The organism is Sneathiella sp., assembly GCF_047631475.1.
GTDB lineage: Bacteria > Pseudomonadota > Alphaproteobacteria > Sneathiellales > Sneathiellaceae > Sneathiella.
The window spans coordinates 21,894-46,870 of record NZ_JBLHZT010000006.1; the positions used below are offsets into that span (position 1 = coordinate 21,894).

Consider the following 24,977-nt stretch of genomic DNA (forward strand, 5'->3'; position numbering starts at 1 on the left):
AACGCCATGACATTTATCCGTTCTCTTTTCGTTATTGCCGCCGTTCTTTTATGGGCGGGCATTTTGGTCCTGCCACAATTCATTGTTCTGATGGCGATGCCGAAACACCGCTACACCCTGCCACAACTTTTTCATCGTGGTCTTTGCCGCCTGTTGCGAGTTCAAGTGGAAATCCATGGCACGCCGGCGCAGAACAAGCCGACCCTTTTTGTCATCAACCACATTTCATGGCTGGATATCCCCGTCGTTGGCAAAGCCATCAAAGGCAGTTTTGTCGCCAAGCAGGAAGTTGCCAAATATCCGTTTATTGGACGCTTGTCCCGGCTGCAACAAACCATTTTCATTTCAAGATCCCGCCCCTCCGTAAAAACCCATAAGGACGACATGCAGGAGCATCTGGAACAGGGCGATAATATATTTCTGTTTCCCGAAGGCACCTCTTCCAACGGTATTGTTATCCAAAATTTCAAAAGCGCCTACTTTGCGTTGGCCGAAAGTCACGCTGGGGACGCTCCCCTGACGGTTCAGCCCGTAACTCTGGCCTATAGCATGATGGATAATCTGATGATGACCCGCGGGACCATGGGTATTGTTGCCTGGGTGGGGGATGAAAATCTGTTATCGCATGTTTGGGATTTCTTGAAATCCGGCAAAATAACAGCCGAACTTCGCTTTCATAAACCCGTAACGATCGATCAGTATGATTCCCGAAAAGACATGGCCGCCGACTGCCAACGGGTCATTGCTCATGGTTTGTCCCGCGCAATGACGGGCAGACCCGAGTTTTAGTAGTATAACATGTCTTTTATCGGTACCTTGAATTGTATTCGACTCGACTTTGCTTATCTACTTCTTCATTAATCTATTGTTTCCTGATAAGACAAAGATACATAGAGACATATTATGAGTAGTGCCAGTGTCTAACAGTATTTTTACGACGACAATGGTCAGCGAGGACCAGTGACCAAAAAACTTTATATCTCAACATACGGCTGCCAGATGAACGTATATGATTCTGCACGTATGGCCGACATTCTTTCCCCTTTGGGATATTCTCTGACAAACCAGCCAAACGGCGCCGATATGGCAATTTTGAATACATGCCATATTCGGGAAAAGGCGTCTGAAAAAACTTTTTCAGAGCTGGGCCGATTGCGCAATATGCGCAAAGCCAAGGAAGAGAAAGATCAGGGCGGCATGATCATCGCCGTCGCCGGTTGCGTTGCGCAAGCCGAAGGCGCCGAAATCATGAAACGCGCACCTTATGTCGATATGGTCTTTGGCCCACAATCTTATCACAAGCTGCCGGAAATGATGGCCGAAGCTACCCGCGGTGCTGGTCAGATTCTGGACACAGACTTCCCGATCGAGCCTAAATTTGACTATCTGCCCGACGAAGCCATTGATACAAATCTGAGTGCCTTTCTCACGGTTCAGGAAGGCTGCGATAAATTCTGCGCCTTTTGTGTTGTTCCGTATACGCGAGGCGCTGAATTCTCGCGCCCGGTCGCCAGTATCGTTGCGGAAGCGAAACGAATGATTGCCGGAGGTACCCGGGAAATCACGCTGTTGGGACAGAATGTAAACGCCTATCATGGCGAAGGCCCGAACGGTCGCGCCTATTCTCTGGCTGAACTTATTCAGGAACTGGCCGGGATTGATGGGTTGCAACGCCTTCGTTATACGACGTCCCACCCACTGGAAATGACGGAAGACCTGTGCAAGACCCACCGGGATGTAGACATCCTGATGCCATATCTTCATTTGCCTGTACAGGCAGGGTCAGACCGGATTTTGGAAGCAATGAACCGCCGGCATACTGGCGCTCAATACAGAACCATTATCGAAAAGCTGCGGAATTATCGTCCTGACCTTGCCCTGTCCGGGGATTTTATTGTCGGTTTTCCTGGTGAAACCGATGCTGAATTCGAAGACACCATGCAATTGGTTCGTGATGTAAATTACGCGCAAGCCTACAGTTTCAAATACAGTCCACGGCCCGGAACTCCGGCTGCGGCCCTTGAGGGACAGATGATACCAGAAGAGGTAAAATCTGAACGACTGGCGCGCCTTCAGGCTTTGTTAAACGAACAACAGCTTTCCTTCAACCGCACGTTTGAAGGAGAAGAAATTGACGTCTTATTGGAACGTGAAGGCAAGAAAGAAGGGCAGCTTATTGGAAGAAGCCCGTATATGCAGTCAGTGTTTGTCCAATCCCCTCCCCATCGGATCGGACGTATTGCAACGGTTGTTGTCGAAGAAGGCAATGCCAATTCCCTTCGGGGCAAACTCAAAACCGGATCAACGGCCAGCGCCGCATAATTCGGGCATCAGGAGAGAAAGTGCCACAACAACCCTCGGACGCGACAACAAAAACCAGTAAAAAGTCTGCCAATGACAAGGTGACGATCATCGAATTTGATGACAATCACTTGGTCGCTCAATTGGTTGGAGAGCATGATCGTTATTTGGCCCGCATTGAACAGGAAATGGATGTTTCTGTGGCACCGCGCGGCAATAAAATGGCGATTTCAGGCCCCAAGGAAAACCGGACCATTACCAAAAAAGTTCTACAGGACTTGTATGCCCGGCTTGAAAAAGATCTGGAAGTAACGGAAGGCGAAGTAGATGCGGCCATTCGAATGGCCCGTGACCTTCCCGCATCTGACGGAAGCCGGGGCTCTGTCGCCTCAACCGGAGCAATGATTGTAACAAAACGCAGGCGGATTACACCACGCTCGACCAATCAATCTTATTATGTCAGCTCCCTGCGCAAACATGAACTGGTCTTTGGATTAGGGCCAGCCGGTACGGGCAAAACGTATCTGGCCGTGGCCAATGCTGTGGCCATGCTGATCGAAAATCAGGTCGACCGGATTATTCTGGCACGCCCCGCTGTGGAAGCCGGCGAAAAACTCGGATTTCTGCCCGGCGACATGCGCGATAAAATTGATCCTTATCTGCGTCCCTTATACGACGCCCTGTATGACATGCTGCCGGCCGAAGAAGTGGTTAAGCGGCTGGAAAATGGGGAAATTGAAGTGGCGGCACTGGCGTTCATGCGGGGTCGGACCCTGTCAAACGCTGCCATCATTCTGGACGAGGCACAAAATACCACGCCCGTCCAAATGAAAATGCTACTGACCCGGATGGGTGAAAATTCGCGCATGGCCGTGACCGGTGACTTGTCGCAGGTCGATCTGCCGCTTGGCGTCCGTTCCGGATTGCAGGAAGCTGTGAAAATTCTGGATGGGGTCAAAGGCGTTGATTTCATTAATTTTGGCGAATCTGATGTTGTCCGGCACCCGCTGGTCACCCGGATTGTGCGGGCCTACGGCGAGCATGAACGTGAGAAAAAATTGAATTTGAAACGGCCTGATTGAGACACGCGTGACAAATATTGAACAAGCTGAGGCAGCTTTGGCCGACATGGGCTTTGCCTGTGAGAGTGCTGTTTCCATGGAAGAAGACTGTTGGGCATCGGAGGCTGATCTGGTTCAGTCGCGAACCCGCCTGTGCTGTGTGCAGTCGCTCCTCCATATCGTGCCCGGACTGGATCTGAATCTGGACGACTTCTCACCCTGTATAGAAATCAGTTTTCGCTATACCAGTGACGCAGAAATTCAGATTTTAAATCGGGATTTCCGGGGCAAGGATGCACCAACAAATGTTCTGTCTTTCCCCGATACTACCCTGACACAGGATAACCTGCTTTCAGCCGCCCGATTTTCAGAACCGCTTATTCTGGGCGATATTGTTCTTGCAGAAGAAACCATCCGTCAGGAAGCAATAGATCAGAAAAAAACACTGGATCAACATCTTAGTCATTTGATTACACATGGTATGCTACACTTGCTGGGTTATGATCATGAAGAGGATAACGAAGCCGATGTTATGGAGCTGCTGGAAATTGAAATCCTGCAAAAAATGAATATCGACAATCCTTATAAACCAAACGATACTTTCAGGATGGAGACACCTGAACAGAAATGAATACACAACAAACTGACGCCCCTGTCCCTGAACAGATTGAAGAAGAGACCCTCCCTGAGAAACAAGGGTTCTTTTCCAGGTTATTCAACATTTTCCGTCTGTCCCCCCAAACAGATGGAAGTGTCAGATCCACACTTGAAGAACTCATCGAAGAACATAACGATCCCGAGCAGGCGATAAACGCGACTGAAAAAGCCATGCTGACAAATATTCTGTCAATCGGGGCACTGAATGTCAGCGATGTCATGATCCCACGGGCTGATATTGAAGCGATCGACAATAGCCTTTCCCTGGAACAGGTTGTTGCCCGGTTTAGCGATACCAGCCATTCACGTTTGCCCGTTTATAAAGAAAACCTGGATAATGTTGTGGGCATGTTCCACATCAAAGACCTGATCAATTTCTGGGGACAAACCGAACATACCAACTGGCAAAATTTTACCCGCGAAATCCTTTTTGTTCCGCCGTCCATGACGGTTCAGGATCTTTTGCTCAAAATGCGCGCCACGCACATCCACATGGCCAATGTGGTGGATGAATATGGCGGTATTGACGGGCTTGTCACGATTGAAGACCTGGTGGAAGAAATCGTCGGCGATATCGAAGACGAACATGATGAGCAGGAAGGCCCGCTAATCTTTGTCTCCGGAAATGGCACCATCGAAGCGGATGCCCGGGCGGCAATAACAGAACTGGAAGATCTTTTGGGTCTGGATCTGCTGCCCGAAGAAGAAGACGAGGATGTCGATACGGTTGGCGGACTGGTCTTCCAGCTTGCCGGACATATCCCAACCCGCGGCGAAATAATCCCCCACATCAGTGGCCTTAATTTTGAAATCATTGACGCAGACCCACGAAAAGTGAAACGAATTCGGGTTCGCCGAGACCCTGAAAGCCTTCAGGAAGACGAATGACCAACCTGCTTTCGCGATTTGAAAAACTAGCCTTTTGGAAAATCGCGGCTCTCTCTTTTATTCTGGGACTTTTATTTGCAACGACGTTCGCGCCGCTGCATCTTGTTTTTCTGCTACCGGTCTGCTTTTCAGCAATCCTTTTCCTGCTGGGATTGGCTCGAACAAAAAAACAGGCGTTTTTCGTTGGTTGGTGGTTTGGCTGGGGTCAATTTATTGCCGGTTTTTATTGGATCGGCGTTGCCTTCACAATCGATGCAAACGCACATGCCGCCTTAATACCCCTGCCGGTCATGGCGCTTCCCGCCTTTTTAGCCCTCTTCCCCGGTCTGGCGACCCTTGGCACCTTTTTACTAAGATGGCGAACCGGCCCCAAAATCCTCGCCTTTAGTAGTCTTTGGATATTGGCTGAATATGTCCGCGGGACAATTTTCACTGGATTTCCCTGGAACCTGACGGGGTATAGCTGGGGCAATATTCTGCCGATGCTGCAATGGTCCGCGTTTGTCGGTATTTTTGGACTTGGTCTTCTGACCGTCTTGATCAGCAGCATTCCTGTTGTCCTGACGGATGCCGCGATGCCGCAAAAAGACAAAAACCGGGCCATGCTTTTCATGTCGGCGCTGCTGGGGATTATGATCCTGACTGGATATTGGCGTCTTGGGGCGGAAACTCCGGCGCCTTTGACCAATAGCGCCTTTCGGATTGTTCAACCTAATATCCGGCAAGCAGACAAATGGGTGCCAAAACTGAAAGGCGGGCATGTCAAAAAGCTGGCGGATCTGAGTAAACTGCCTGCAAAAGGACAGATCCGGCACTTGATTTGGCCGGAAACTGCCGTTCCGTTTTTTCTGACAACTGATCAACCTATCCAATCCTATCTGGACCGGGTTATCCCCGAAGGGGGCTCATTAACAACCGGGGCACCGCGCAAAGATCCTGAAAAAAGACAATATTGGAATAGCGTGCAGGTTCTACAACCGGGTCAGGGCGTAACCGGGATCTATGACAAGCAGCATCTGGTCCCTTACGGCGAATATCTTCCCTTTCGGACATTGCTGATCGAAAGCGGACTTTCGCGCGTTATTCCTGTCCTTGATACGATGTCCGACTTTTCCGCCGGCGTATCAGGATCCCAAACCGTCACCCTGCCCGGGCTTCCCACTGCACGGGTTTTGATCTGTTATGAAGTGGCGTTCCCCTGGGAGGTATCCGGGGCAGACGACTTTTCCTGGATTTTAAATGCGACCAATGATGGCTGGTTTGGAAACACATCGGGCCCGTATCAACATTTAGTTATGACCAAAACCCGGGCCATTGAACAGGGCATGTCCGTTATTCGCGCGGCGAATACGGGCATTTCTGCGGTTATTGACGGATACGGGCGGGTCCTGCAAAGCCTGCCATTGAATGAACCCGGCATTCTGGATGGCAACATACCGGCACCACTGGCCAGTGTTCCCCTTTATAAACGTGCGGGGGAAATCCTGCCGGCCTCCTTGTTATGCTTGTTTCTGATCGTTGGATTGTTCTGGCAAAGGCGCCCGTCAACAGAATAAAAAAACCCGTCCGTAAGGCCAATAAAATGCACGAAAAAAGCGTACTTTCAGTCGGGGAAACAAGCGATACAGGCGACTGAAAACCAATATTCAGTATATTTTTACACCGATATAGTGTATTCAATCCTTCTTATCAGGTGTTCTTCTGTCGGTGCCGGAAAAATGCTGAAACGTGTTTGACGATATAAACCCATCCAAATTTAGGGGAATACACATGCCACATCATCCAGTGGACGTACATGTTGGAAGTCGCGTTAGACTGCGCAGAACCCTTTTGGGGATCAGTCAGGAAAAGTTGGGCCGTGAACTGGGCCTCACTTTTCAGCAAATACAAAAATATGAAAAAGGCGCGAACCGGATCGGATCCAGTCGCCTGTATGAAATCAGTCAGATTCTGGATGCGCCCCCTGCTTTCTTCTTTGACGATATGCCGCAGGAAAATGCGTCGTCATTTTCCACCCTGCAGGAGGAAGAAACCGCCTTCGAACACCAGCATCTGTCAAAACGTGAAACCCTTGAACTGGTGCGTGCCTATTATAAAATACCGGATGAAGACGTTCGAAAACGGGTGTTCGATCTTATTAAAGCTGTGGGCGCTCAGAATATCGATTTGGATGATCTGTAACAGCGGCAACGCACATCCATGATATTCTAGGCTTGACCCAGACGGTAAGCACGTTACATTGCCGGTCATTGTGATCAATTTGCGTAGCCAGAGCGCTAGCAGCAATCCCTGATATGAAAGCCGAGGTTTATCCGTGCGACAATCCAACTATCTCTTTACAAGCGAATCTGTTTCTGAAGGTCATCCAGACAAAGTCTGTGATCGTATCTCTGATACAATCGTGGACCTTTATCTGTCTCAAGACCCTTATGCACGTGTTGCATGTGAGACCCTTACCACAACGAACCGCATCGTCCTTGCTGGCGAAGTACGCGGTCCGGACACAATCACCAAAGACCTGATCGAAGAGGCTGCCCGTTCAGCCGTTCGGGATATTGGCTATGAGCAGGATGGTTTCCATTGGGAAAATGCTGCGGTCGATATTTTCCTGCATGAGCAATCCGTTGATATTGCACAGGGCGTCGATGCCACTGGCAATAAGGATGAAGGTGCGGGGGATCAGGGCATCATGTTTGGCTTTGCCGTCAATGAAACAGACGTGCTGATGCCAGCCCCGATTTATTATTCACATGAAATCCTGAAATCACTGGCGGCCGCACGCCATTCCGGTCAGGAAAAAGCACTGGGCCCGGATTCGAAAAGTCAGGTCACGCTGGTTTATGAAAATGGTCGGCCTGTCCGCGCGTCATCCATTGTGGTTTCCACACAGCATACAGACGATGTCGAAACAGACGAAGTCCGTGAGATTGTGCGCAAATATGTAACCGATGTCATGCCAGATGGCTGGATGTGCCCGGAAGAAGAGTTTTATGTCAACCCAACCGGTAAATTCGTCATTGGCGGCCCGGACGGTGATGCCGGCCTGACCGGACGTAAAATCATCGTAGACACCTACGGCGGGGCAGCCCCGCACGGTGGCGGCGCCTTTTCCGGCAAAGATCCGACCAAGGTGGACCGCTCTGCAGCCTATGCCTCCCGATATCTGGCAAAGAATGTTGTGGCTGCCGGCCTTGCAGATAAATGCTGCATTCAGGTTTCTTATGCCATTGGTGTTTCCAAACCATTGTCTTTGTATGTTGATCTGTATGGCACAGGTCAGGTGGACGAAAGCCGTCTGTCTGAAGTTCTGATGGACGTAATGGATCTGAGCCCTCGCGGGATTCGGGAACATTTGAACCTGAACAAGCCTGTCTATGCCAGAACAGCGGCCTATGGTCACTTTGGACGGGACGCAGAAGACGATGGCGGTTTCTCATGGGAGAGACTGGATCTTGTCGATAGCCTGAAATCAGCGTTCGGATAATCCATTAATGGCCGACGACAGACCGGACAGAAAGCGTATTCTGTATGGGCGGCGCAGGGGTAAAACCCTGCGCAAAGGCCAACGGCATGCCATCGATGATATCTTTCCGACCCTCCAGGTACCGCTGGGGGCAGAAACGATTGACCTGAACGCCCTGTTCGGCGGCAATTTTGAAACCACCTGGCTGGAAATCGGTTTTGGCGCCGGCGAACATCTGGCGTGGCAGGCAGACCATCACCCGGATGTGGGAATTATTGGCTGCGAACCCTTCATCAATGGTGTCGCTGCTCTGATCCTCAAACTTGAGGAAAAAGGGTGTAACAATGTGCGGATTCATAACGAAGCCGCCGAATTATTAATGGAAAAGCTCCCCGAAGCGTCAATCAATAAGGGCTTTCTGTTATTCGCCGATCCATGGCCAAAATCGTCTCATCACAAGCGGCGATTCGTTTCAGAAAAGAATATCGCAGCCCTCGCGCGGGTTCTGGAAGATAATGCAGAACTGAGGATTGGTACAGATCATACCAATTACGGAGCCTGGATTTTGTGGCATATGTTACAATCTGAAGACTTTGTCTGGATCGCTGAGTCGCCAAAAGATTGGCGCATTCGCGGCGATGACTGGCCTCAAACCCGGTATGAAGCAAAAGCGTTGCGCGAAGGACGTCAATCTGTTTACTACCGTTTCATCCGGCGGCCCCGCTAAATTTGATCTTCTCCAAGCAAGAAAAGGCTTGGCATTGGCGGCATTCGGACTATTATACAGGAAATTATTACTGTTCGCTCACCGTCCGGATGAGCTTCTGGACAGTGGGCCGATGGTCCACTGTTTTTGTTTATGGGCCTTTTGCTTTTGGTTTCGTACCGAAAAAAAGGCCGGAAAGAGGATTGATTGGATCCAACCGCTAAGATTGCAGAGTTGATTACACCGTCTTTATCAGATTTGGGGTATGAGCTTGTCAGAGTGACCTTTACAGGAGGCGATCGGCAGATTTTGCAGATCATGGCCGAACGTGAAGATGGTACAATGACAATTGAAGGCTGCGAAGAAGTAAGCAGAACAGTTTCTGCCTTGCTGGATGTGGAAGACCCAATCAGCGAAGCCTATGAACTTGAGGTTTCTTCACCGGGTATCGATCGCCCGCTGACACGCCTTAAAGATTTTGATAGGTGGTCCGGATTCGAAGCGAAAGTGGAGTTGGACGAAGCGGTAGATGGCCAGCGCAGATACCGTGGTAAATTACTTGGTCTACAGGATGAAGAAATTGTTCTTCTGAATGACGCTGGAGAAAAAATATTGCTGCCTTTCGCTGAGTTGCGAAAAGCAAAGCTGGTATTAACAGATGAGCTGATTGCCGCTAGTCAAGACGGCAACAGGTCCTGATCAGATATTGGACGGATAGAGAGTCATGGAATCAGCCGCGAGTTTAAATCGACTGGAATTACTACAGGTCGCTGATACGGTTGCCCGAGAAAAACTGATTGACCGGGATATTGTTCTGGAAGCAATGGAAGAAGCGATCCAGAAAGCAGCCCGAGCAAAATATGGTCACGAAAATGACATTCGGGCTAACATTGATCGGGGCACCGGCGAAATTCGCCTTGCCCGCGTGATCGAAGTTGTCGAAGAAGTCGAGAACGAAGCGGCCCAAATGACATTGGAGCAAGCTCGTGATGTGGCAGAAGATGCTGAAATCGGCACCCTCCTTTCTGAGCCATTACCGCCCATTGATTTTGGCCGGATCGCGGCTCAGACTGCGAAGCAGGTTATTGTTCAGAAAGTTCGGGAAGCTGAGCGTGAGCGCCAGTATATCGAATATAAAGACCGTATCGGGGATGTCATCAACGGCATCGTGAAACGGGTTGAGTTTGGCAATGTAACGGTTGACCTTGGTAAAGCAGACGCCGTTGTTCGACGCGACAACCTGCTTCCACGGGAAAGCTTCCGTCAGGGCGATCGCATCCGGGCCTACATTTTTGATGTTCGGCGCGAACAGCGCGGACCGCAGATTTTTCTATCGCGGACCCACCCGGATTTCATGGCCAAACTATTTGGTCAGGAAGTCCCTGAAATTTATGATGGTATTATCGAAATCAAGGCCGTTGCACGGGATCCGGGCAGCCGGGCAAAAATTGCGGTTATCTCCAGCGACCCAAGCATCGACCCAGTCGGCGCCTGTGTTGGTATGCGGGGCTCCCGCGTACAGGCAGTTGTGAACGAACTGCAAGGCGAAAAAATCGATATCATTCAATGGTCGCCAGACCAAGCCAGCTTTATTGTGAACGCGTTGGCTCCGGCTGAAGTGGCCAAGGTGGTTCTGGATGAGGACGCCAGCCGTATCGAGGTTGTTGTTCCGGATGACCAGCTTTCACTGGCAATTGGTCGGCGCGGACAGAACGTTCGACTGGCAACGCAGTTGTCCAAGTGGGACATCGATATTCTGACAGAAGAAGAAGAATCAAACCGCCGTCAGGCTGAATTTACAGACCGGACGAATGAATTCATGCGGGCTTTGGACGTTGATGAGACAATTGCTCAGCTTTTAGCTGCAGAAGGGTTCGCAACAATCGAAGAAATCATGTATGAAGAAGCTTCTTCAATTGCAGAAATCGAAGGTTTCGACGAAGAGATTGCTGAAGAGCTGATCCGTCGTGCGCAGGAATATATTCAAAACTACCATGCTGAGATGGAAGAAAAACGTCTTGAGCTTGGTGTCAGCGACGATATTGTTGCGATTGAAGTTCTGACACCACCAATGGTGGTTGCTCTAGGTGAAGCGGGTGTTAAAGAGCTCGATGATCTTGCCGATTTGTCTGGCGATGAGCTGATCAGTGAAGAAGACGGAATCCTTAAAGGGTTTGGTCTTGATATGGATACTGCCAATGATATTGTCATGGCAGCCCGCGCTCACTGGTTTGATGACGAAGAAACACCAGCGGAGGCGGAAGACGGTGACGAGGAAGACGCATAAATCAGCGTCAAGGCGTCAACAACAAGACTTGAGTGAACCAGTCCGGCGATGTATAGCGACTGGACAGGTTTTGAAGACAAGTGGCCTTTTGCGCTTTGTTGTCTCACCTGACGGTGTACTGGTTCACGATGTCCATAAAAAACTGCCCGGGCGCGGTATATGGATTGAGAGTAAAAAAGAGAATATTGAATTAGCCCGAAAAAAAGGCTTGTTTGCGCGTTCTGCCAAACAACCGGTTTCTGTCGCAGACGATCTTTGCGATATTGTTGAAGCGGGTTTGGCGAAAAGATGTCTGGATCTTCTGGGCCTCGGGCGAAAAGGCGGGCTTGTTGTAACGGGGTTTGCCAAAGTCGAGGCATCATTGAAGAACGGCAAAGCAGCTATTTTGCTGGCGGCTTCAGATGGTGCGGATGACGGCAGACAAAAATTGAGACGACTGGCGGGTTCGCTCCCGTTAGTAGAGCTGTTTGACAGCGATGAACTAAGCAAGGCACTGGGGCTTGAAAATGCCATCCATGTGTCAATGGTCCGAGCGGGACCAACAGAAAAGTTTTTGGTTGAAGTTTCCAGGCTGGCAGGTCTGAGAAACGCCAACTATGAAGGTTAAAGACCGGGTCGGAGTAAGAATGACTGAATCAAACGACAAGGGTGGGCGCAAATCGCTTAGCCTGAACAAACCGCTGGAAGTAAAAAAGGGCACCGGTGACAGCGGTAAGGTTCACCAGAACCTTGTAGGTCGCACTAAAACGGTGCAAGTAGAAGTGCGCAAAAAACGAGGTGCCCCAGCTGGCGCCGCACCAAGTTCACAGAAATCTGTGGCAACCCCTTCGGCTGCGCAACCTGCACCGAAATCCCCGAAACGCACCTTAAGTGTTTCAAAGAATGCCGGATCAGGCCAGGGATCAAAATCCCGCGGTAAAAAAGACGGTAGCATTCTGACACGCGATGAAATGGCTGCCCGCGCTGCCGCCCTTCAGGGTGCCCGGGAGCAGGCTGTTAAACAGAAAGAAATTGACGCTGAAAATGCCCGCCTGAGAGCAGAGCAGGAACAGCGCCTCGCTGAAGAACAGGCCGCTGCCGAGAAAGTAAGCAGCAAAGAACAGAAAGAAGCGGAAAAAGTTTCCAAACGACGCTCTCCTGAAGAACGCCGCAAGGCCGAAGAGGAAGAAGCGCGCCGCTTGCTTGAAGAAGTCAATGCAACGAAAGAAGCACAGGCTGCCGTTCACCGCGAGAAAAAGAAAACAGCACCGCAACAGGAAGAGCCGCGCCAACGCACGGCAAAGCCAACCCAGGACCGCGCAGGTCAGCCCGCGCGCCCTAAAACAAACGATGCACCGGGCACAGACAAGCCAGCGACAACTGGCCCTGCTGGACGGAAGAAAACCGTCAAACGTGGCGCTGCTGACGACCGTGCGGCAACAGCCACACGCCGTGATGCTCAACCACGTCGTCGCTCTGGTCGCTTGACCATCGGGGAAGCCCTTGATGATCGCGGTCCTAAGCAACGGTCTCTTGCAGCCGTCAAACGCGCCCGTAGAAAACAGATGGCACAGCCTGCGGACAGCCCGCAAAAAGTGTTCCGTGAAGTTACCATTCCTGAAGTTATTTCCGTACAGGAACTGGCGAACAGGATGACAGAGCGGTCTGTTGACGTGATTAAGTCCCTTATGAAATTGGGTATTATGGCGACCGCCAGCCAAACCATCGATGCCGACACGGCTGAACTGGTTGTGGAAGAGCTGGGCCATACGCCAAAACGTATTGCCGAGTCTGACGTTGAAATCGGGCTGGGTGGCGATGATATGGATTCACCTGACACATTGCAGCCACGCGCACCTGTTGTCGCTGTTATGGGCCATGTTGACCATGGTAAGACATCGCTTCTCGACGCGTTGCGGAAAACTGACATTGTCTCTGGTGAGGCAGGCGGTATTACGCAGCATATCGGCGCCTATCAGGTTAATCTGGCATCAGGCGATCTCATCACGTTCCTTGATACACCGGGCCACGAAGCCTTTACGGCAATGCGGATGCGGGGCGCTGAGGTAACGGATATTGTGATTTTGGTGGTGGCCGCAGACGATAGCGTCATGCCGCAAACCATTGAGGCGATTAAGCACGCGAAAGCAGCTCAGGTACCGATGATTGTCGCGATCAATAAATGTGACAAACCAGATGCCAATCCGGATAAAGTGCGCCAGCAACTTCTTCAGCACGAAGTGTTCGTTGAAGAAATGGGTGGTGACATTCAAACGGTTGAAGTTTCTGCATTGAAAGGCACAGGTCTCGACGCCCTTCAGGAAGCCGTGCTTCTTCAGGCTGAAATTCTGGAACTTAAAGCCAATCCGAACCGCTCAGCCCATGGTTCAGTGGTTGAAGCCAAGATCGAAACCGGTCGCGGCATGGTGGCAACAGTTCTGGTTAAGAAAGGAACCTTGCGGGTTGGAGACAACTTCGTATCCGGTCCTGCCTACGGTAAAGTTCGGGCCCTTCTCGACTATCGCGGCAACCAGGTAGAGGAAGCCGGTCCTTCTGTTCCAGTAGAAGTTCTGGGTATTCAGGGATCGCCGATTGCCGGTGACGATTTTGTCGTAACCGAAACCGAAGGTCAGGCAAAAGAAATTGCCGAATATCGCCAGCGGGTCGCCAAAGAGAAGAAAGTAACAGCGAAGGCACGTGGTACCATCGAGCAGATGTTCTCTGCAATTAAAGAAGGTACAGCGGATGAACTTCCGATCGTCGTGAAAGCGGACGTTCAAGGCTCTGCCGAAGCAATTGTTACCTCCTTGGAGAAACTGGCAACTGACGAAGTGAAGGTAAATGTTCTTCTGTCCGGCGTGGGCGGGATTACAGAATCCGATATTTCGCTGGCAGCAGCCTCTCAGGCCATGATCGTCGCCTTCAATACACGTGCCAATAAACAGGCGCGTGAAGAGGCTGAAGCTCAGGGCATTGATATCCAGTATTATTCCGTCATCTACAATGTCATCGACGACATTAAAGCGATGCTGTCTGGAATGCTGGCACCGACATTGCGGGAAGACTTCCTCGGATATGCTGAAATTCGTGAAGTGTTTAACATCACGAAAGTGGGTAACATCGGTGGTTGTATGGTAACAGAAGGCGTTGTGAAACGCGGTGCCAAAGTTCGTCTGCTGCGCGATAACGTGGTTATCCATGAAGGAACCCTCTCAACCTTGAAACGCTTCAAGGACGAAGTGAAAGAGGTTAAATCCGGTATGGAATGTGGTATGGCGTTTGAAAACTACCATGATTTGAAAGTCGGTGATTTCATCGAATGTTTCGACGTGGTGGAAGTCGCCCGCGAACTCTGATTTCCGGTTCAGACCGGCCACTAAGTCTAATTAAGAGTGCAGGGGTTCAGACCCCTGCCTTTTTTGCTTTATGAGGATCCCATGGCATCCCGAAAACACCCTAGCAAAACAGCAAGCAAACGACAGCTTCGCGTTGGCGAACAGCTGCGCCATATTCTGGCGGAGGTTCTCGCCGAAGGAAATATTCACGATCCGGATGTTGCCGGAAATTCTGTCACCGTTACAGAAGTCCAGGCGAGCCCCGACATGCGCCATGCCACCGTTTATGTGATCCCTTTGGGCGGAATGAACGAAGACACCATCCTGGCAGGCTTAAACCGCTCCGCTGGCTTTATTCAAAGCGAGATGGCAAGACAGCTTAGCATGAAGTTCACCCCCAAGCTGGTGTTTAAAAAAGACGAATCCTTTGATTACGGGGATCATATTGAAGACCTGATCCGGCGGAACAAGCCACAGGACGACTAATGGCACGGCGACGTAAAGGGAGTCCAATACACGGGTGGCTCAACATCGATAAACCGGCTGATATGAGTTCAGCCACTGCGGTGGCCATCGTCAAGCGGGTCACCAACGCCCAGAAGGCAGGCCATGCAGGGACGCTGGATCCTTTCGCGACCGGTGTTCTCCCTCTCGCGCTGGGAGAAGCGACAAAAACCACACCCTATATGATGGACGGAACGAAAGAATATACGTTTACCGCCCGCTGGGGCGAAAGCCGCAATACAGACGATATTGAAGGAGAGGTTGTCGAAACGTCGGTACACCGTCCGGACCGTGACGCCATCACCGCCATTCTTTCGCAATTCATCGGAACCATCCGGCAGACACCTCCCGCTTATTCAGCGATTAAAATAGACGGTAAACGGGCCTACAAACTGGCGCGGGATGGTCAGGATGTTGTTATTCCGGAACGGGAGGTATCGATTCTCTCGCTGACACTCGAAAATATCGTTGATCCCGACCATGCGATCTTCCGGGTTTCCTGCGGGAAAGGCACCTACATACGGGCATTGGCTAGGGATATTGCGGTCTCTTTAGGCACTGTTGCGCACTTGACGCAACTACGCCGCACTAGAGTCGGGCCTTTTTCCGATAAAGATGCGATTTCACTGGATAAATTGGAAAAGCTGTGGCAGTGTCCGGCGGAATTTGAGGATTTACTTCCCTTGACGACCGCGCTGGACGACATCCCGGCGGTGGCCATTTCGGAAACTCAGGCTAATCGCGTGAGGCACGGCAATGACGTGGTGATCCCAAATCAAGCAGACGGTGTTGTCTGCGCAATGGAGGGAAATATCCCGGTTGCTATTTGTCGTATAGAAGACAACAACCTGTTTCCTGTCCGTGTGTTTAATATTTGACTTATGGAGTATATTGATGTCGATCACTGCAGAAAAAAAAGCAGACCTGATCAAGGATTTCGCGACTAAAGAAGGCGATACAGGATCCCCTGAGGTTCAGATTGCCATTCTATCAGAGCGCATCGTAAACCTTACAGAACATTTTAAAGGCCACAAAAAGGACAAGCATTCCCGTCGTGGTCTCCTTAAGATGGTGAGCAAGCGTCGTCGGTTGCTGGACTATCTTAAAAAGAATGATGAAAGCCGTTACCAGACTGTCATCAAACGTCTTGGCATCCGTAAGTAACGTGTATCTTTGGCGTATATTCTAAGCCAAAGACTGAAATTCCGGCGCCGGTTCCGCTTTAGGCAATAGCCTCTGGCGTTCCGGCGTTCGGTGATTCTGGAGTTCTCTCCAGTCAGGAAGTAAAAGAGATTGAAATACCGTCGCATAGGGCGATGGGAATTGGCAAACAGGCATAGGGCATTGTTTGCATTGGAAGGAAAGAAAATGTTTGAAGTACATCGCAAAGAAGTGATGTGGGGCGGACGTCCGCTCGTAATGGAAACAGGGAAAGTTGCCCGTCAGGCTGACGGTGCTGTCATGATCACCTACGGTGGTACTCAGGTCCTTTGTACAGCAGTTGCTGCAAAGACCCCAAAGCCGGGAATCGACTTTTTCCCGCTCACAGTAAATTATCAGGAAAAAGCCTATGCTGCCGGTAAAATCCCGGGCGGCTTTTTCAAGCGTGAAGGACGCCCGACAGAAAAGGAAACACTGGTTTCCCGTCTGATCGACCGCCCATTGCGCCCATCATTCGTCAGCGGTTTTAAACACGAAACACAGATTATCTGTACTGTTTTGGCCCACGATCTTGAAAATGATCCGGATGTTGTTGCCTTGGTTGGTGCCTCTGCGGCCCTGACAATCTCAGGTATTCCGTTCCTTGGCCCGGTTGGTGCAGCCCGCGTTGGTTTCATCGATGGCGAATATGTTCTTAACCCAACATCTGAACAGATGGCTGATACAGATCTGGATCTGGTCATTGCTGGTACAGACGAAGCGGTTTTGATGATCGAGTCTGAAGCGAGCGAACTGTCTGAAGAACAGATGCTGGGCGCCGTTATGTTCGGTCACAAAGAAACACAGGCTGTTATCGATGCGATCATTGATCTGGCCGAAGATTGTGCAAAAGAACCTTGGGACTTCCAGCCACCAGAAGTGGATGCTGCTCTTGAAGCCAAAGTAAAATCAGCTGCCGAAGCTGCTTTGACTGACGCTTACAAAGAACAGGTCAAACAGACACGGACGGACAAGATTTCAGAGGCGAAAGCCGCTGCTCTTGAAGCGCTTGAAGAAGATGAAGTTGAAGCCGCTGGTGGGATCCTCAAGAAAATTGAGAAAAACATCGTTCGCGGAAACATCATTTCCAACGGCACTCGTATCGACGGACGTGACACAAAAACTGTCCGCCCAATCGTTGCTGAAGTTGGCGCCCTGCCTCGCGCACACGGTTCTGCCCTGTTCACACGCGGTGAAACTCAGGCGCTGGTCGTTACGACATTGGGTACGGGCCAGGATGAACAGATCGTTGACGCCCTTGAAGGCGAATATCGCGAAAACTTCATGCTACATTACAACTTCCCTCCTTACTCAGTAGGTGAAGCTGGCCGTGTTGGCTTTACTGGCCGCCGCGAAGTCGGGCATGGTAAGCTTGCCTGGCGGGCATTGCACCCACTGCTACCGGGTAAAGATCAGTTCCCTTACACATTGCGTGTTGTTTCTGAAGTCACTGAATCCAATGGTTCATCGTCCATGGCGACTGTTTGCGGTACGTCTTTGGCTTTGATGGATGCAGGTGTGCCTTTGAAACGGCCATGTGCTGGTATCGCAATGGGTCTTATTCTGGAAGAAGACGGCCAGTTTGCTGTTCTTTCAGACATCCTCGGTGATGAAGATCATCTGGGTGATATGGACTTTAAGGTTGCAGGTACAGATAAAGGTATTACATCATTACAGATGGATATTAAAATCGCCGGCATTACTGAAGAGATCATGCGTATTGCATTGGCTCAGGCGACTGAAGGCCGTCTTCACATTCTGGACGAAATGGCAAAAGCCATTGATGCCGCCCGTGAAGGCGTTCGTGACGGTGCCCCGCGCATCACACAGCTTCAGGTCAAGAAAGACAAGATCCGTGATATCATCGGTACTGGTGGTAAGGTTATTCGCGAAATCTGCGAAACAACTGGCGCCAAAATCGATATTGAAGATGACGGAACTGTTAAAGTTGCTGCGACAACAACCGAAAGCGCAGATGCCGCTGTTGCCTGGATCAAGTCAATTGTTGATGATCCTGAAGTAGGCGTTATCTATACTGGTAAGGTTGTTAAAGTTGTCGACTTCGGTGCCTTTGTGAATTTCTTTGGTAACCGCGATGGTCTGGTTCATATTTCTGAACTCGCACCGAAACGTGTTGCTAAAGTGACAGATATTGTCAACGAAGGTGACGAAGTTCGTGTTAAGGTTCTGGAAATTGATGGTAAAGGTAAGGTTCGCCTGTCCATCAAGGCTGTACAGGCCGAAGAAGGAACAACCGAAGAAGACGCCGAATAAGGCTGATTTTTCAAGAAAATGGGGGCGGCTCAGCGTGGCTGGGCCGCTCCATATACTGTTCACCGCTTGAAGCTAAGCCAAACTTGCTCTAAGTGGTAAGGTACAAAGTAACTCTGCTGTAGGGATTGTCTCGTGAAGTCACTGAACTCCATTGTTATGTCGGGAAAAGAAGTTCTTCCCCTCATCGAAGGCGGTAAAGGTATCGCTGTCTCCTCTGGCGAAAGCTCTGGTGCGTGGGCTGCGGCCGGCGGTGTCGCCACCTTTTCCGGTGTAAATGCAGACAGCTATGACGAGAATGGGCAGATCATTCCACAAGTCTATCATGGCCGTACCCGTCGTGAACGCCACGACGAGCTTGTTGCATATGGTATCCAGGGGGGTATCGCTCAGGCTCAGATAGCGCACGAAATTTCCAATGGCCAAGGTGCCATCCACATGAATGTGTTGTGGGAAATGGGCGGTGCAGAGCGAATTCTGCATGGTGTGCTGGAAGGTGCTCGTGGCCTGATTGACGGCATCACATGCGGCGCCGGTATGCCTTACCGTGTTGCGCAGATCGCAGCAGATTATCAAATTCATTATTACCCGATCATTTCTTCTGCGCGCGCGTTTCGTGCCCTTTGGAAACGGGCCTATCACAAATTTGCTGACTGGCTGGGCGGCGTGGTCTACGAAGATCCGTGGCTCGCGGGTGGTCATAACGGCCTCAGCAATTCTGAAGATGCCATGGTGCCGGAAGATCCGTATCCACGAGTCGCGTCTCTGCGGACGTTGATGAACGAAATGGGATTGCATAATGTCCCGATCATCATGGCCGGCGGTGTCTGGCATATTCAGGACTGGGAGCATTGGCTGGACAATCCGGAAATTGGCCCCATTACATTCCAGTTTGGCACCCGCCCGCTTTTGACGAAAGAAAGCCCGATCTCCGACGCTTGGAAGAAAAAACTTCTGACGCTGAAAAAGGGTGACGTGTTCCTCAATAAATTCAGTCCAACTGGCTTCTGGTCCTCTGCGGTCCGCAACGAGTTTCTGGAAGAATTAAAAGGCCGCTCCGACCGTCAGGTTGCGTTTGTGACATCGCCAATCGGTGAACATAGTGAAGCGTTCAGCTTCGGGGCCCGCAAGCGCGAGATTTATCTGACACCGGCGGACAAGGCCAATGCAGAGAAATGGGTTGCTCAAGGCTATACATCCGGTCTGAAAACGCCAGATTCCACCATGATCTTTGTTGAGCCAGAGAAAATGGCTGAAATTCGGAAAGATCAGGTTGATTGCATGGGTTGTTTGTCACAATGTTCGTTCTCCAACTGGGCTGAAGGCGAAACCGGAAATACCGGACGCAAGGCAGACCCAAGAAGTTTCTGCATTCAAAAAACACTGCAGGATGTTATTCATTCGGAAAACGTAGACAATAACCTGATGTTCGCCGGACACGGCGCCTACCGGTTTGCGACAGACCCTTTCTATGCGGATGGCTTTGTTCCAACCGTAAAAGAGTTGATTGACCGAATAATGACCGGGAAATAAATATTTTATCGTTTTCTTAATTGCTGATTTGAATTATTCCAAATAATACACTATATAAAGTAGGAATAATTCAGCAGTAATAAAGTGAGTGCCGGTATTATGAACCCGATCGACAGAAATATTTCGCCGATGAAAGCAGAGCTTGAAGACAAAATCAGGACTGCTCAGCTTCGGCCGACCAAACAACGTATAGCGTTGGCCGAACTTCTGTTTGCTTCCGGAAACCGGCATATTACAGCCGAAAAATTGCACGGCGAAGCCTTGGATGCGGGTGTCCGCATTTCTCTCGCAACCATCTACAACAACCTGCACCAGTTTACAGAAGCCGGGCTGCTGCGCGAAGTTGTCGTCGATGCCAGCAAATCATACTTTGATACAAATGTTACGCCCCATCACCATTTCTTCCATGAAGATAAGGGGTTACTGGAAGACATTTGCTGCGAAAAAATGGCGGTTACCAACCTGCCGGATCTTCCGGATGGAACCAAGATCTCCAGCATTGATGTCATTGTTCGTGTTTCTAATGCGAACAATTCCTAACAACCTGTTTTAAAAACAATTTTTTCCTCTTTAGAAACATTCTAGTTTATTGACAGCCTGTCTTGGCGGTTTTATACTCTTCGCAATTCTTTAATGGTGAAGAATGTGAACCCGCCAACCCCGATTGAGGAGGTCTTCAATGTCTCTACAGGGAAGTAAAACAGAACAAAATCTAAAAGATGCCTTTGCTGGTGAATCTCAAGCCAACCGTCGTTACCTATATTTCGCCCAGAAAGCGGATATTGAGGGCTACAACGATGTTGCTGCTGTTTTCCGCTCAACCGCAGAAGGTGAAACAGGTCACGCGCACGGCCATCTTGAATATCTTGAAGAAGTTGGCGATCCGGCAACCGGTCTGCCAATCGGTGGTACAAGCGACAACCTGAAAGCCGCTGTTGCTGGTGAAACCCACGAATATACAGACATGTATCCAGGAATGGCTAAAACTGCACGCGAAGAAGGCCATGACGAAATTGCTGATTGGTTCGAAACCCTTGCAAAAGCTGAAAAAAGCCATGCAGGTCGTTTCCAGAAAGCACTGGACGATTTGGACTAATATCAGGACCATTACCTGATTTTCGGGCGGCGACACCGCCGCCCGTTTCCCCTCACAAAAAACGGGATATAAATCATGCGCGAAGGCAGCCTTGATGCCCCTACACGGCATCCGATTGACTGGAACAGTCCAGATTTCTACGACGAAAAACTGTTAGACGAAGAACTTAGACGCATCTTTGATATTTGCCACGGATGTCGCCGATGTTTTAATCTATGTGACTCATTCCCCCGGCTGTTTGACCTGATTGACGCCTCAGAAACGGAAGAACTTGACTCCGTCTCGTCCGATGATTTTAAACCTGTGGTCGATGCCTGTACGCTCTGCGACATGTGCTACATGACTAAATGTCCGTATGTCCCACCCCATGAATTTAATTTGGATTTTCCCCATTTGATGCTTCGCTACCGGGCGGTGGAAAAGAAAAAAGGTGAAGACAGTTTTGTTTCGCGGCAACTGTCCAAAACGGACCGAAACGGTAAGCTTGCTAAACCGGTGGCCGGCCTTGCCAATTGGGCAACCGACACAAAGAACACAACAACCCGCGGCATTATGGAAAAAACACTCGGTATTCACCGGGAAGCAGCGTTACCAGAATATAATAGCAAGACCCTTTTGGATCGGACCAAGGCAAACACACTGACCCTGAACCAGGAAGCCCCGGGCTTTGGCCGAAAAGTCGTTTTATATGCCACCTGCTTTGGAAACTACAACAACCCCGACATTGGTGAAGCCACCCGCAAGGTGCTGGCCAAAAACGGTGTTGAAACTGAAGTGGTTTATCCCGGTTGTTGCGGTATGCCACTGCTGGAACAGGGCGACATTGAAGGCGTTGCCAAAAATGCAAAAATGGTTTCTGCCGAATTATGCACATGGATCGACAAAGGCTATGACGTCATTGCACTGGTGTCATCCTGTGCCCTGATGCTGAAATTTGAATGGCCCTTGATTGATCCGGAAAATGAAAATCTGGCGAAACTTGCCAAGGCAACCTATGATGTGTCCGAATATATCGTCGATATTGCAAAAAAAGAAGGCATTGCCGAGGGGATGGAGGCTCTTGAAGGCCCTGTTTCCATGCATTTGGCCTGCCATGCCCGCGCGCAAAATATGGGGGCTAAAGGCGCCGAAATGCTACGGCTGATCCCGAAAACCCGCGTCGCTATCGTGGAACGCTGTTCAGGGCATGGTGGATCCTGGGGGATTATGAAAGGCAATTACGAAACAGCCTTGAAAGTCGGCAAGACAGCGGCCAAAAATGCTCTAAAATCCGGCGCACCCTTCATCGCTTCTGAATGTCCCCTCGCCGCAGAACATCTGTTGCAAGGCATTGAAAAGCAGGACGCGGAAGCCGCAAAGGAAAAGACGACCGCCCACCCTATTGAATTGATCGCAAAAGCCTACGGTTTTGAATAAGGCATATTTATTATGACAGTAAAACGGAACATTTCACGCAGTGATATTCTGGACATTTCTGATTATGGAAAGATCCGAAAAGAAAACAAGCAGAAGCTGATTGCCATCAAAAAAGATCGTCGGGTCGCAGTTGGCCCTTTCGCAACCTTCTACTTCGAAAATTACGATACCATGTGGTCGCAGATCCATGAGATGCTGTATATCGAACGGGGCGGTGAAGACCAGATCGCGGATGAACTTTCTGCCTATAATCCGCTTATCCCGCAGGGAAATGAACTTGTCGCAACATTCATGATCGAAATCGATGATCCGGTGCGACGGGACTTTACCCTGCGTCAGCTAGGCCATATCGAAGACAAGATCTATTTGTCTATCGGCGGTGAAAAATGTCTGGCCGTTCCGGAACAGGATGTGGAGCGGACGACAGAAGACGGTAAAACGTCCGCCATTCATTTTCTGCATTTTCCCTTGAGTGACACAATGGCAACCGCCATGAAAGCACCGGACGCCGAAGTTATCATTAGCATTGAACATCCGGAATACGGCCATATGGCCCGTCTGAACGAAGCGACACGCAGCGCTCTTGCAACCGATCTTTAAATCGGCTTAACGGATTTTCTCGTTTTCATACACCCCGTAAAAGTGGCTGGCTTTGAGCCAGCCGCGATTGCCCGCGATATCAACCTCACACCATAAACCATCGCATTCTGCCAGAGTTCCCTGAACACCCGGCTCGGCCAGCAACACGACCTCGCTGTCTGTATCGGGTTCTTCATAAACGGGTCGGCGATCCCCTGTAATCAATATGGTCCGGCGCCCCGATAAGAGGCTTTTGTGAACCCAGCCGGTGGCTCCTTCGATGTCCCTTATTTGACGCCAGTGTTCATATTCCGCGATCACTTCCACAGGCCAGCCAACCCGAACAAATGTCCAGGCAATCGGATACCGGCGTCCGGGCCCGACACGCACATTGACCTCATCAACAGAAAGGGACACAAAACGCGGAACAGGCAGCCCGGTCTGCGCAGTGGCAACAAAAGTGCTGCCCATCAGAATCAGACTTACGAAAAACGGAACGCAAAGAGAAAGCGCACGGAACATTACAACTGGCCTCAATTGGAAAAAGTCCTCATCTTTATGCCGTGCAACCCTGTTCCGGGTCAAGAAAGCAAAAAAATTTCGCAAACGCACAAGGCGGAATTGTCTGATCCCGGATGATCTGCTAGAAAATGAGTGGTCAACTTTAAAAAGAGACCGGGACCAGAGAGGCTTCGAATGTCAAAGAAAAAACCTGTTGTCGTTGTTACCCGAAAGCTTCCGGATGCGATTGAAACCCGCATGATGGAGCTATTTGATACACGTCTCAACCACAACGACAAACCCATGTCACAAGCAGAACTTGTCGAAGCGGTAAAAGTCGCTGATGTATTAGTACCAACAGTGACGGATAAAATCGATCTTGGCGTCCTGTCACAAGCCAATCCAGATCTTAAACTGATTGCCAGTTTCGGAACCGGTGTCGATCATATTGATCTGGCGACAGCCCGGCAACGCAACATCACGGTGACAAATACACCCGGCGTTCTGACAGAAGACACCGCAGATATGACGATGGCGCTTATTATGGCTGTTCCTCGCCGCCTGACGGAAGGTGAACGCCTGATGCGAAGTGGTGACTGGACCGGATGGTCGCCGACCAGCATGCTGGGACATCGCATCTGGGGCAAACGTCTTGGAATTGTGGGCATGGGCCGGATCGGTCAAGCGGTTGCCCGCCGGGCGAAAGCCTTTGGCCTGTCTATTCATTACCACAATCGCAACAAGCTTCCCGATTATATCGAGGATGAGCTGGAGGCAACCTATTGGGAAAGTCTGGATCAGATGCTAGCCCGGATGGATATCATTTCCATCAACTGTCCGCATACACCCGGAACCTTCCATCTGTTGAATTCCCGTCGTTTGCAGCTGATGCAGAAGCATGCCTATATCGTGAATACATCCCGCGGTGAGGTGGTTGATGAAAATGCACTGACCCGTATGCTGCGCAATGGCGACATCGCTGGTGCTGGCCTGGACGTGTTTGAACATGAACCGGCTGTCAATCCGAAACTGCTAGAACTGGATAACGTTATCCTTCTGCCCCATATGGGTTCTGCGACCATAGAAGGCCGGATCGATATGGGTGAAAAGGTTTTGATCAACATTAAAACCTTCATTGATGGTCATACCCCGACAGACCGGGTGCTGGCAGCTATGCTTTGAATTAAAAGGCCCGGAAAT

Annotated in this window: 24 protein-coding genes; 23 read left to right on the forward strand and 1 reads right to left on the reverse strand. The window is 50.3% G+C overall.

The window, feature by feature from the left end; all coding sequences use genetic code 11:
• The first annotated feature begins 6 nt into the window (after positions 1-6).
• The 22 genes from ACJAYR_RS03775 (at position 7) to ACJAYR_RS03880 (ending at position 23,297) form a co-directional block, all read left to right on the forward strand.
• Positions 7-789, forward strand: coding sequence for a lysophospholipid acyltransferase family protein (locus ACJAYR_RS03775; protein ID WP_415235357.1), 783 nt, complete (start codon positions 7-9; stop codon positions 787-789).
• A gap of 171 nt (positions 790-960) precedes the next feature.
• Positions 961-2,322, forward strand: coding sequence for a tRNA (N6-isopentenyl adenosine(37)-C2)-methylthiotransferase MiaB (gene miaB, locus ACJAYR_RS03780; RefSeq protein WP_415235358.1), 1,362 nt, complete (start codon positions 961-963; stop codon positions 2,320-2,322).
• Positions 2,323-2,342: 20 nt separating this feature from the next.
• A complete protein-coding gene (locus ACJAYR_RS03785) occupies positions 2,343-3,383 on the forward strand; it encodes a PhoH family protein (protein ID WP_415235359.1) in 1,041 nt (346 codons plus the stop codon).
• A 7-nt stretch (positions 3,384-3,390) separates the two neighbouring features.
• Positions 3,391-3,993 (forward strand): rRNA maturation RNase YbeY, encoded by a 603-nt coding sequence (gene ybeY / locus ACJAYR_RS03790; protein ID WP_415235360.1) that lies wholly within the window; start codon positions 3,391-3,393, stop codon positions 3,991-3,993.
• Positions 3,990-4,907, forward strand: coding sequence for a transporter associated domain-containing protein (locus tag ACJAYR_RS03795; protein ID WP_415235361.1), 918 nt, complete (start codon positions 3,990-3,992; stop codon positions 4,905-4,907). The genes ybeY and ACJAYR_RS03795 overlap by 4 nt, the downstream gene beginning before the upstream one ends.
• Positions 4,904-6,463, forward strand: coding sequence for an apolipoprotein N-acyltransferase (gene lnt, locus ACJAYR_RS03800; protein ID WP_415235362.1), 1,560 nt, complete (start codon positions 4,904-4,906; stop codon positions 6,461-6,463). Before ACJAYR_RS03795 ends, lnt begins: the two co-directional genes overlap by 4 nt.
• 214 nt (positions 6,464-6,677) lie before the next feature.
• Positions 6,678-7,088 (forward strand): helix-turn-helix domain-containing protein, encoded by a 411-nt coding sequence (locus ACJAYR_RS03805; RefSeq protein ID WP_415235363.1) that lies wholly within the window; start codon positions 6,678-6,680, stop codon positions 7,086-7,088.
• A 133-nt stretch (positions 7,089-7,221) separates the two neighbouring features.
• Positions 7,222-8,391, forward strand: a complete 1,170-nt coding sequence (gene metK / locus ACJAYR_RS03810) for a methionine adenosyltransferase (protein WP_169543561.1) — start codon at positions 7,222-7,224, stop codon at positions 8,389-8,391.
• 7 nt (positions 8,392-8,398) lie between these two features.
• On the forward strand, positions 8,399-9,097 hold the full coding sequence (gene trmB, locus ACJAYR_RS03815; protein WP_415235364.1) for a tRNA (guanine(46)-N(7))-methyltransferase TrmB: 699 nt from the start codon (positions 8,399-8,401) through the stop codon (positions 9,095-9,097).
• A 186-nt stretch (positions 9,098-9,283) separates the two neighbouring features.
• Positions 9,284-9,775 (forward strand): ribosome maturation factor RimP, encoded by a 492-nt coding sequence (rimP, locus tag ACJAYR_RS03820; RefSeq protein WP_169543563.1) that lies wholly within the window; start codon positions 9,284-9,286, stop codon positions 9,773-9,775.
• A gap of 25 nt (positions 9,776-9,800) precedes the next feature.
• Entirely contained in the window at positions 9,801-11,363 is a 1,563-nt protein-coding gene (nusA, locus tag ACJAYR_RS03825; RefSeq protein WP_169543564.1) for a transcription termination factor NusA, read from the forward strand.
• Positions 11,311-11,970, forward strand: coding sequence for an RNA-binding protein (locus tag ACJAYR_RS03830; RefSeq protein WP_246201940.1), 660 nt, complete (start codon positions 11,311-11,313; stop codon positions 11,968-11,970). The genes nusA and ACJAYR_RS03830 overlap by 53 nt, the downstream gene beginning before the upstream one ends.
• A 19-nt stretch (positions 11,971-11,989) precedes the next feature.
• Positions 11,990-14,698 carry a translation initiation factor IF-2 gene (gene infB, locus ACJAYR_RS03835; protein WP_415235365.1) on the forward strand — a complete coding sequence of 903 codons (2,709 nt, stop codon included), beginning with the start codon at positions 11,990-11,992 and terminating at the stop codon, positions 14,696-14,698.
• Between the two features lie 81 nt (positions 14,699-14,779).
• Positions 14,780-15,163 carry a 30S ribosome-binding factor RbfA gene (gene rbfA, locus ACJAYR_RS03840; RefSeq protein WP_415235366.1) on the forward strand — a complete coding sequence of 128 codons (384 nt, stop codon included), beginning with the start codon at positions 14,780-14,782 and terminating at the stop codon, positions 15,161-15,163.
• A complete protein-coding gene (truB, locus tag ACJAYR_RS03845; protein ID WP_415235367.1) occupies positions 15,163-16,059 on the forward strand; it encodes a tRNA pseudouridine(55) synthase TruB in 897 nt (298 codons plus the stop codon). The genes rbfA and truB overlap by 1 nt, the downstream gene beginning before the upstream one ends.
• Positions 16,060-16,075: 16 nt before the next feature.
• A complete protein-coding gene (gene rpsO, locus ACJAYR_RS03850) occupies positions 16,076-16,345 on the forward strand; it encodes a 30S ribosomal protein S15 (protein ID WP_415235368.1) in 270 nt (89 codons plus the stop codon).
• 204 nt (positions 16,346-16,549) lie between these two features.
• Positions 16,550-18,655 carry a polyribonucleotide nucleotidyltransferase gene (gene pnp, locus ACJAYR_RS03855; protein ID WP_415235369.1) on the forward strand — a complete coding sequence of 702 codons (2,106 nt, stop codon included), beginning with the start codon at positions 16,550-16,552 and terminating at the stop codon, positions 18,653-18,655.
• A 132-nt stretch (positions 18,656-18,787) separates the two neighbouring features.
• A complete protein-coding gene (locus tag ACJAYR_RS03860) occupies positions 18,788-20,185 on the forward strand; it encodes an NAD(P)H-dependent flavin oxidoreductase (RefSeq protein WP_415235370.1) in 1,398 nt (465 codons plus the stop codon).
• Between the two features lie 129 nt (positions 20,186-20,314).
• Positions 20,315-20,725, forward strand: coding sequence for an iron response transcriptional regulator IrrA (gene irrA, locus ACJAYR_RS03865; RefSeq protein ID WP_415235450.1), 411 nt, complete (start codon positions 20,315-20,317; stop codon positions 20,723-20,725).
• 139 nt (positions 20,726-20,864) lie between these two features.
• Positions 20,865-21,281 (forward strand): rubrerythrin family protein, encoded by a 417-nt coding sequence (locus ACJAYR_RS03870; protein WP_169543572.1) that lies wholly within the window; start codon positions 20,865-20,867, stop codon positions 21,279-21,281.
• 75 nt (positions 21,282-21,356) lie between these two features.
• Positions 21,357-22,697, forward strand: coding sequence for a heterodisulfide reductase-related iron-sulfur binding cluster (locus ACJAYR_RS03875; RefSeq protein ID WP_415235371.1), 1,341 nt, complete (start codon positions 21,357-21,359; stop codon positions 22,695-22,697).
• A 12-nt stretch (positions 22,698-22,709) separates the two neighbouring features.
• Complete coding sequence (locus tag ACJAYR_RS03880; protein WP_415235372.1) at positions 22,710-23,297, forward strand: DUF3501 family protein; 588 nt, start codon at positions 22,710-22,712, stop codon at positions 23,295-23,297.
• A 6-nt stretch (positions 23,298-23,303) separates the two neighbouring features.
• Here ACJAYR_RS03880 and ACJAYR_RS03885 read toward each other — a convergent pair whose 3' ends face one another.
• Positions 23,304-23,798: an SH3 domain-containing protein gene (locus ACJAYR_RS03885; protein ID WP_415235373.1), complete on the reverse strand. Its 495-nt coding sequence runs from the start codon at positions 23,796-23,798 to the stop codon at positions 23,304-23,306.
• Between the two features lie 174 nt (positions 23,799-23,972).
• Between ACJAYR_RS03885 and ACJAYR_RS03890 the strand changes: the two genes are divergently transcribed.
• Entirely contained in the window at positions 23,973-24,959 is a 987-nt protein-coding gene (locus ACJAYR_RS03890; RefSeq protein WP_169543576.1) for a 2-hydroxyacid dehydrogenase, read from the forward strand.
• Positions 24,960-24,977 lie beyond the last annotated feature (18 nt).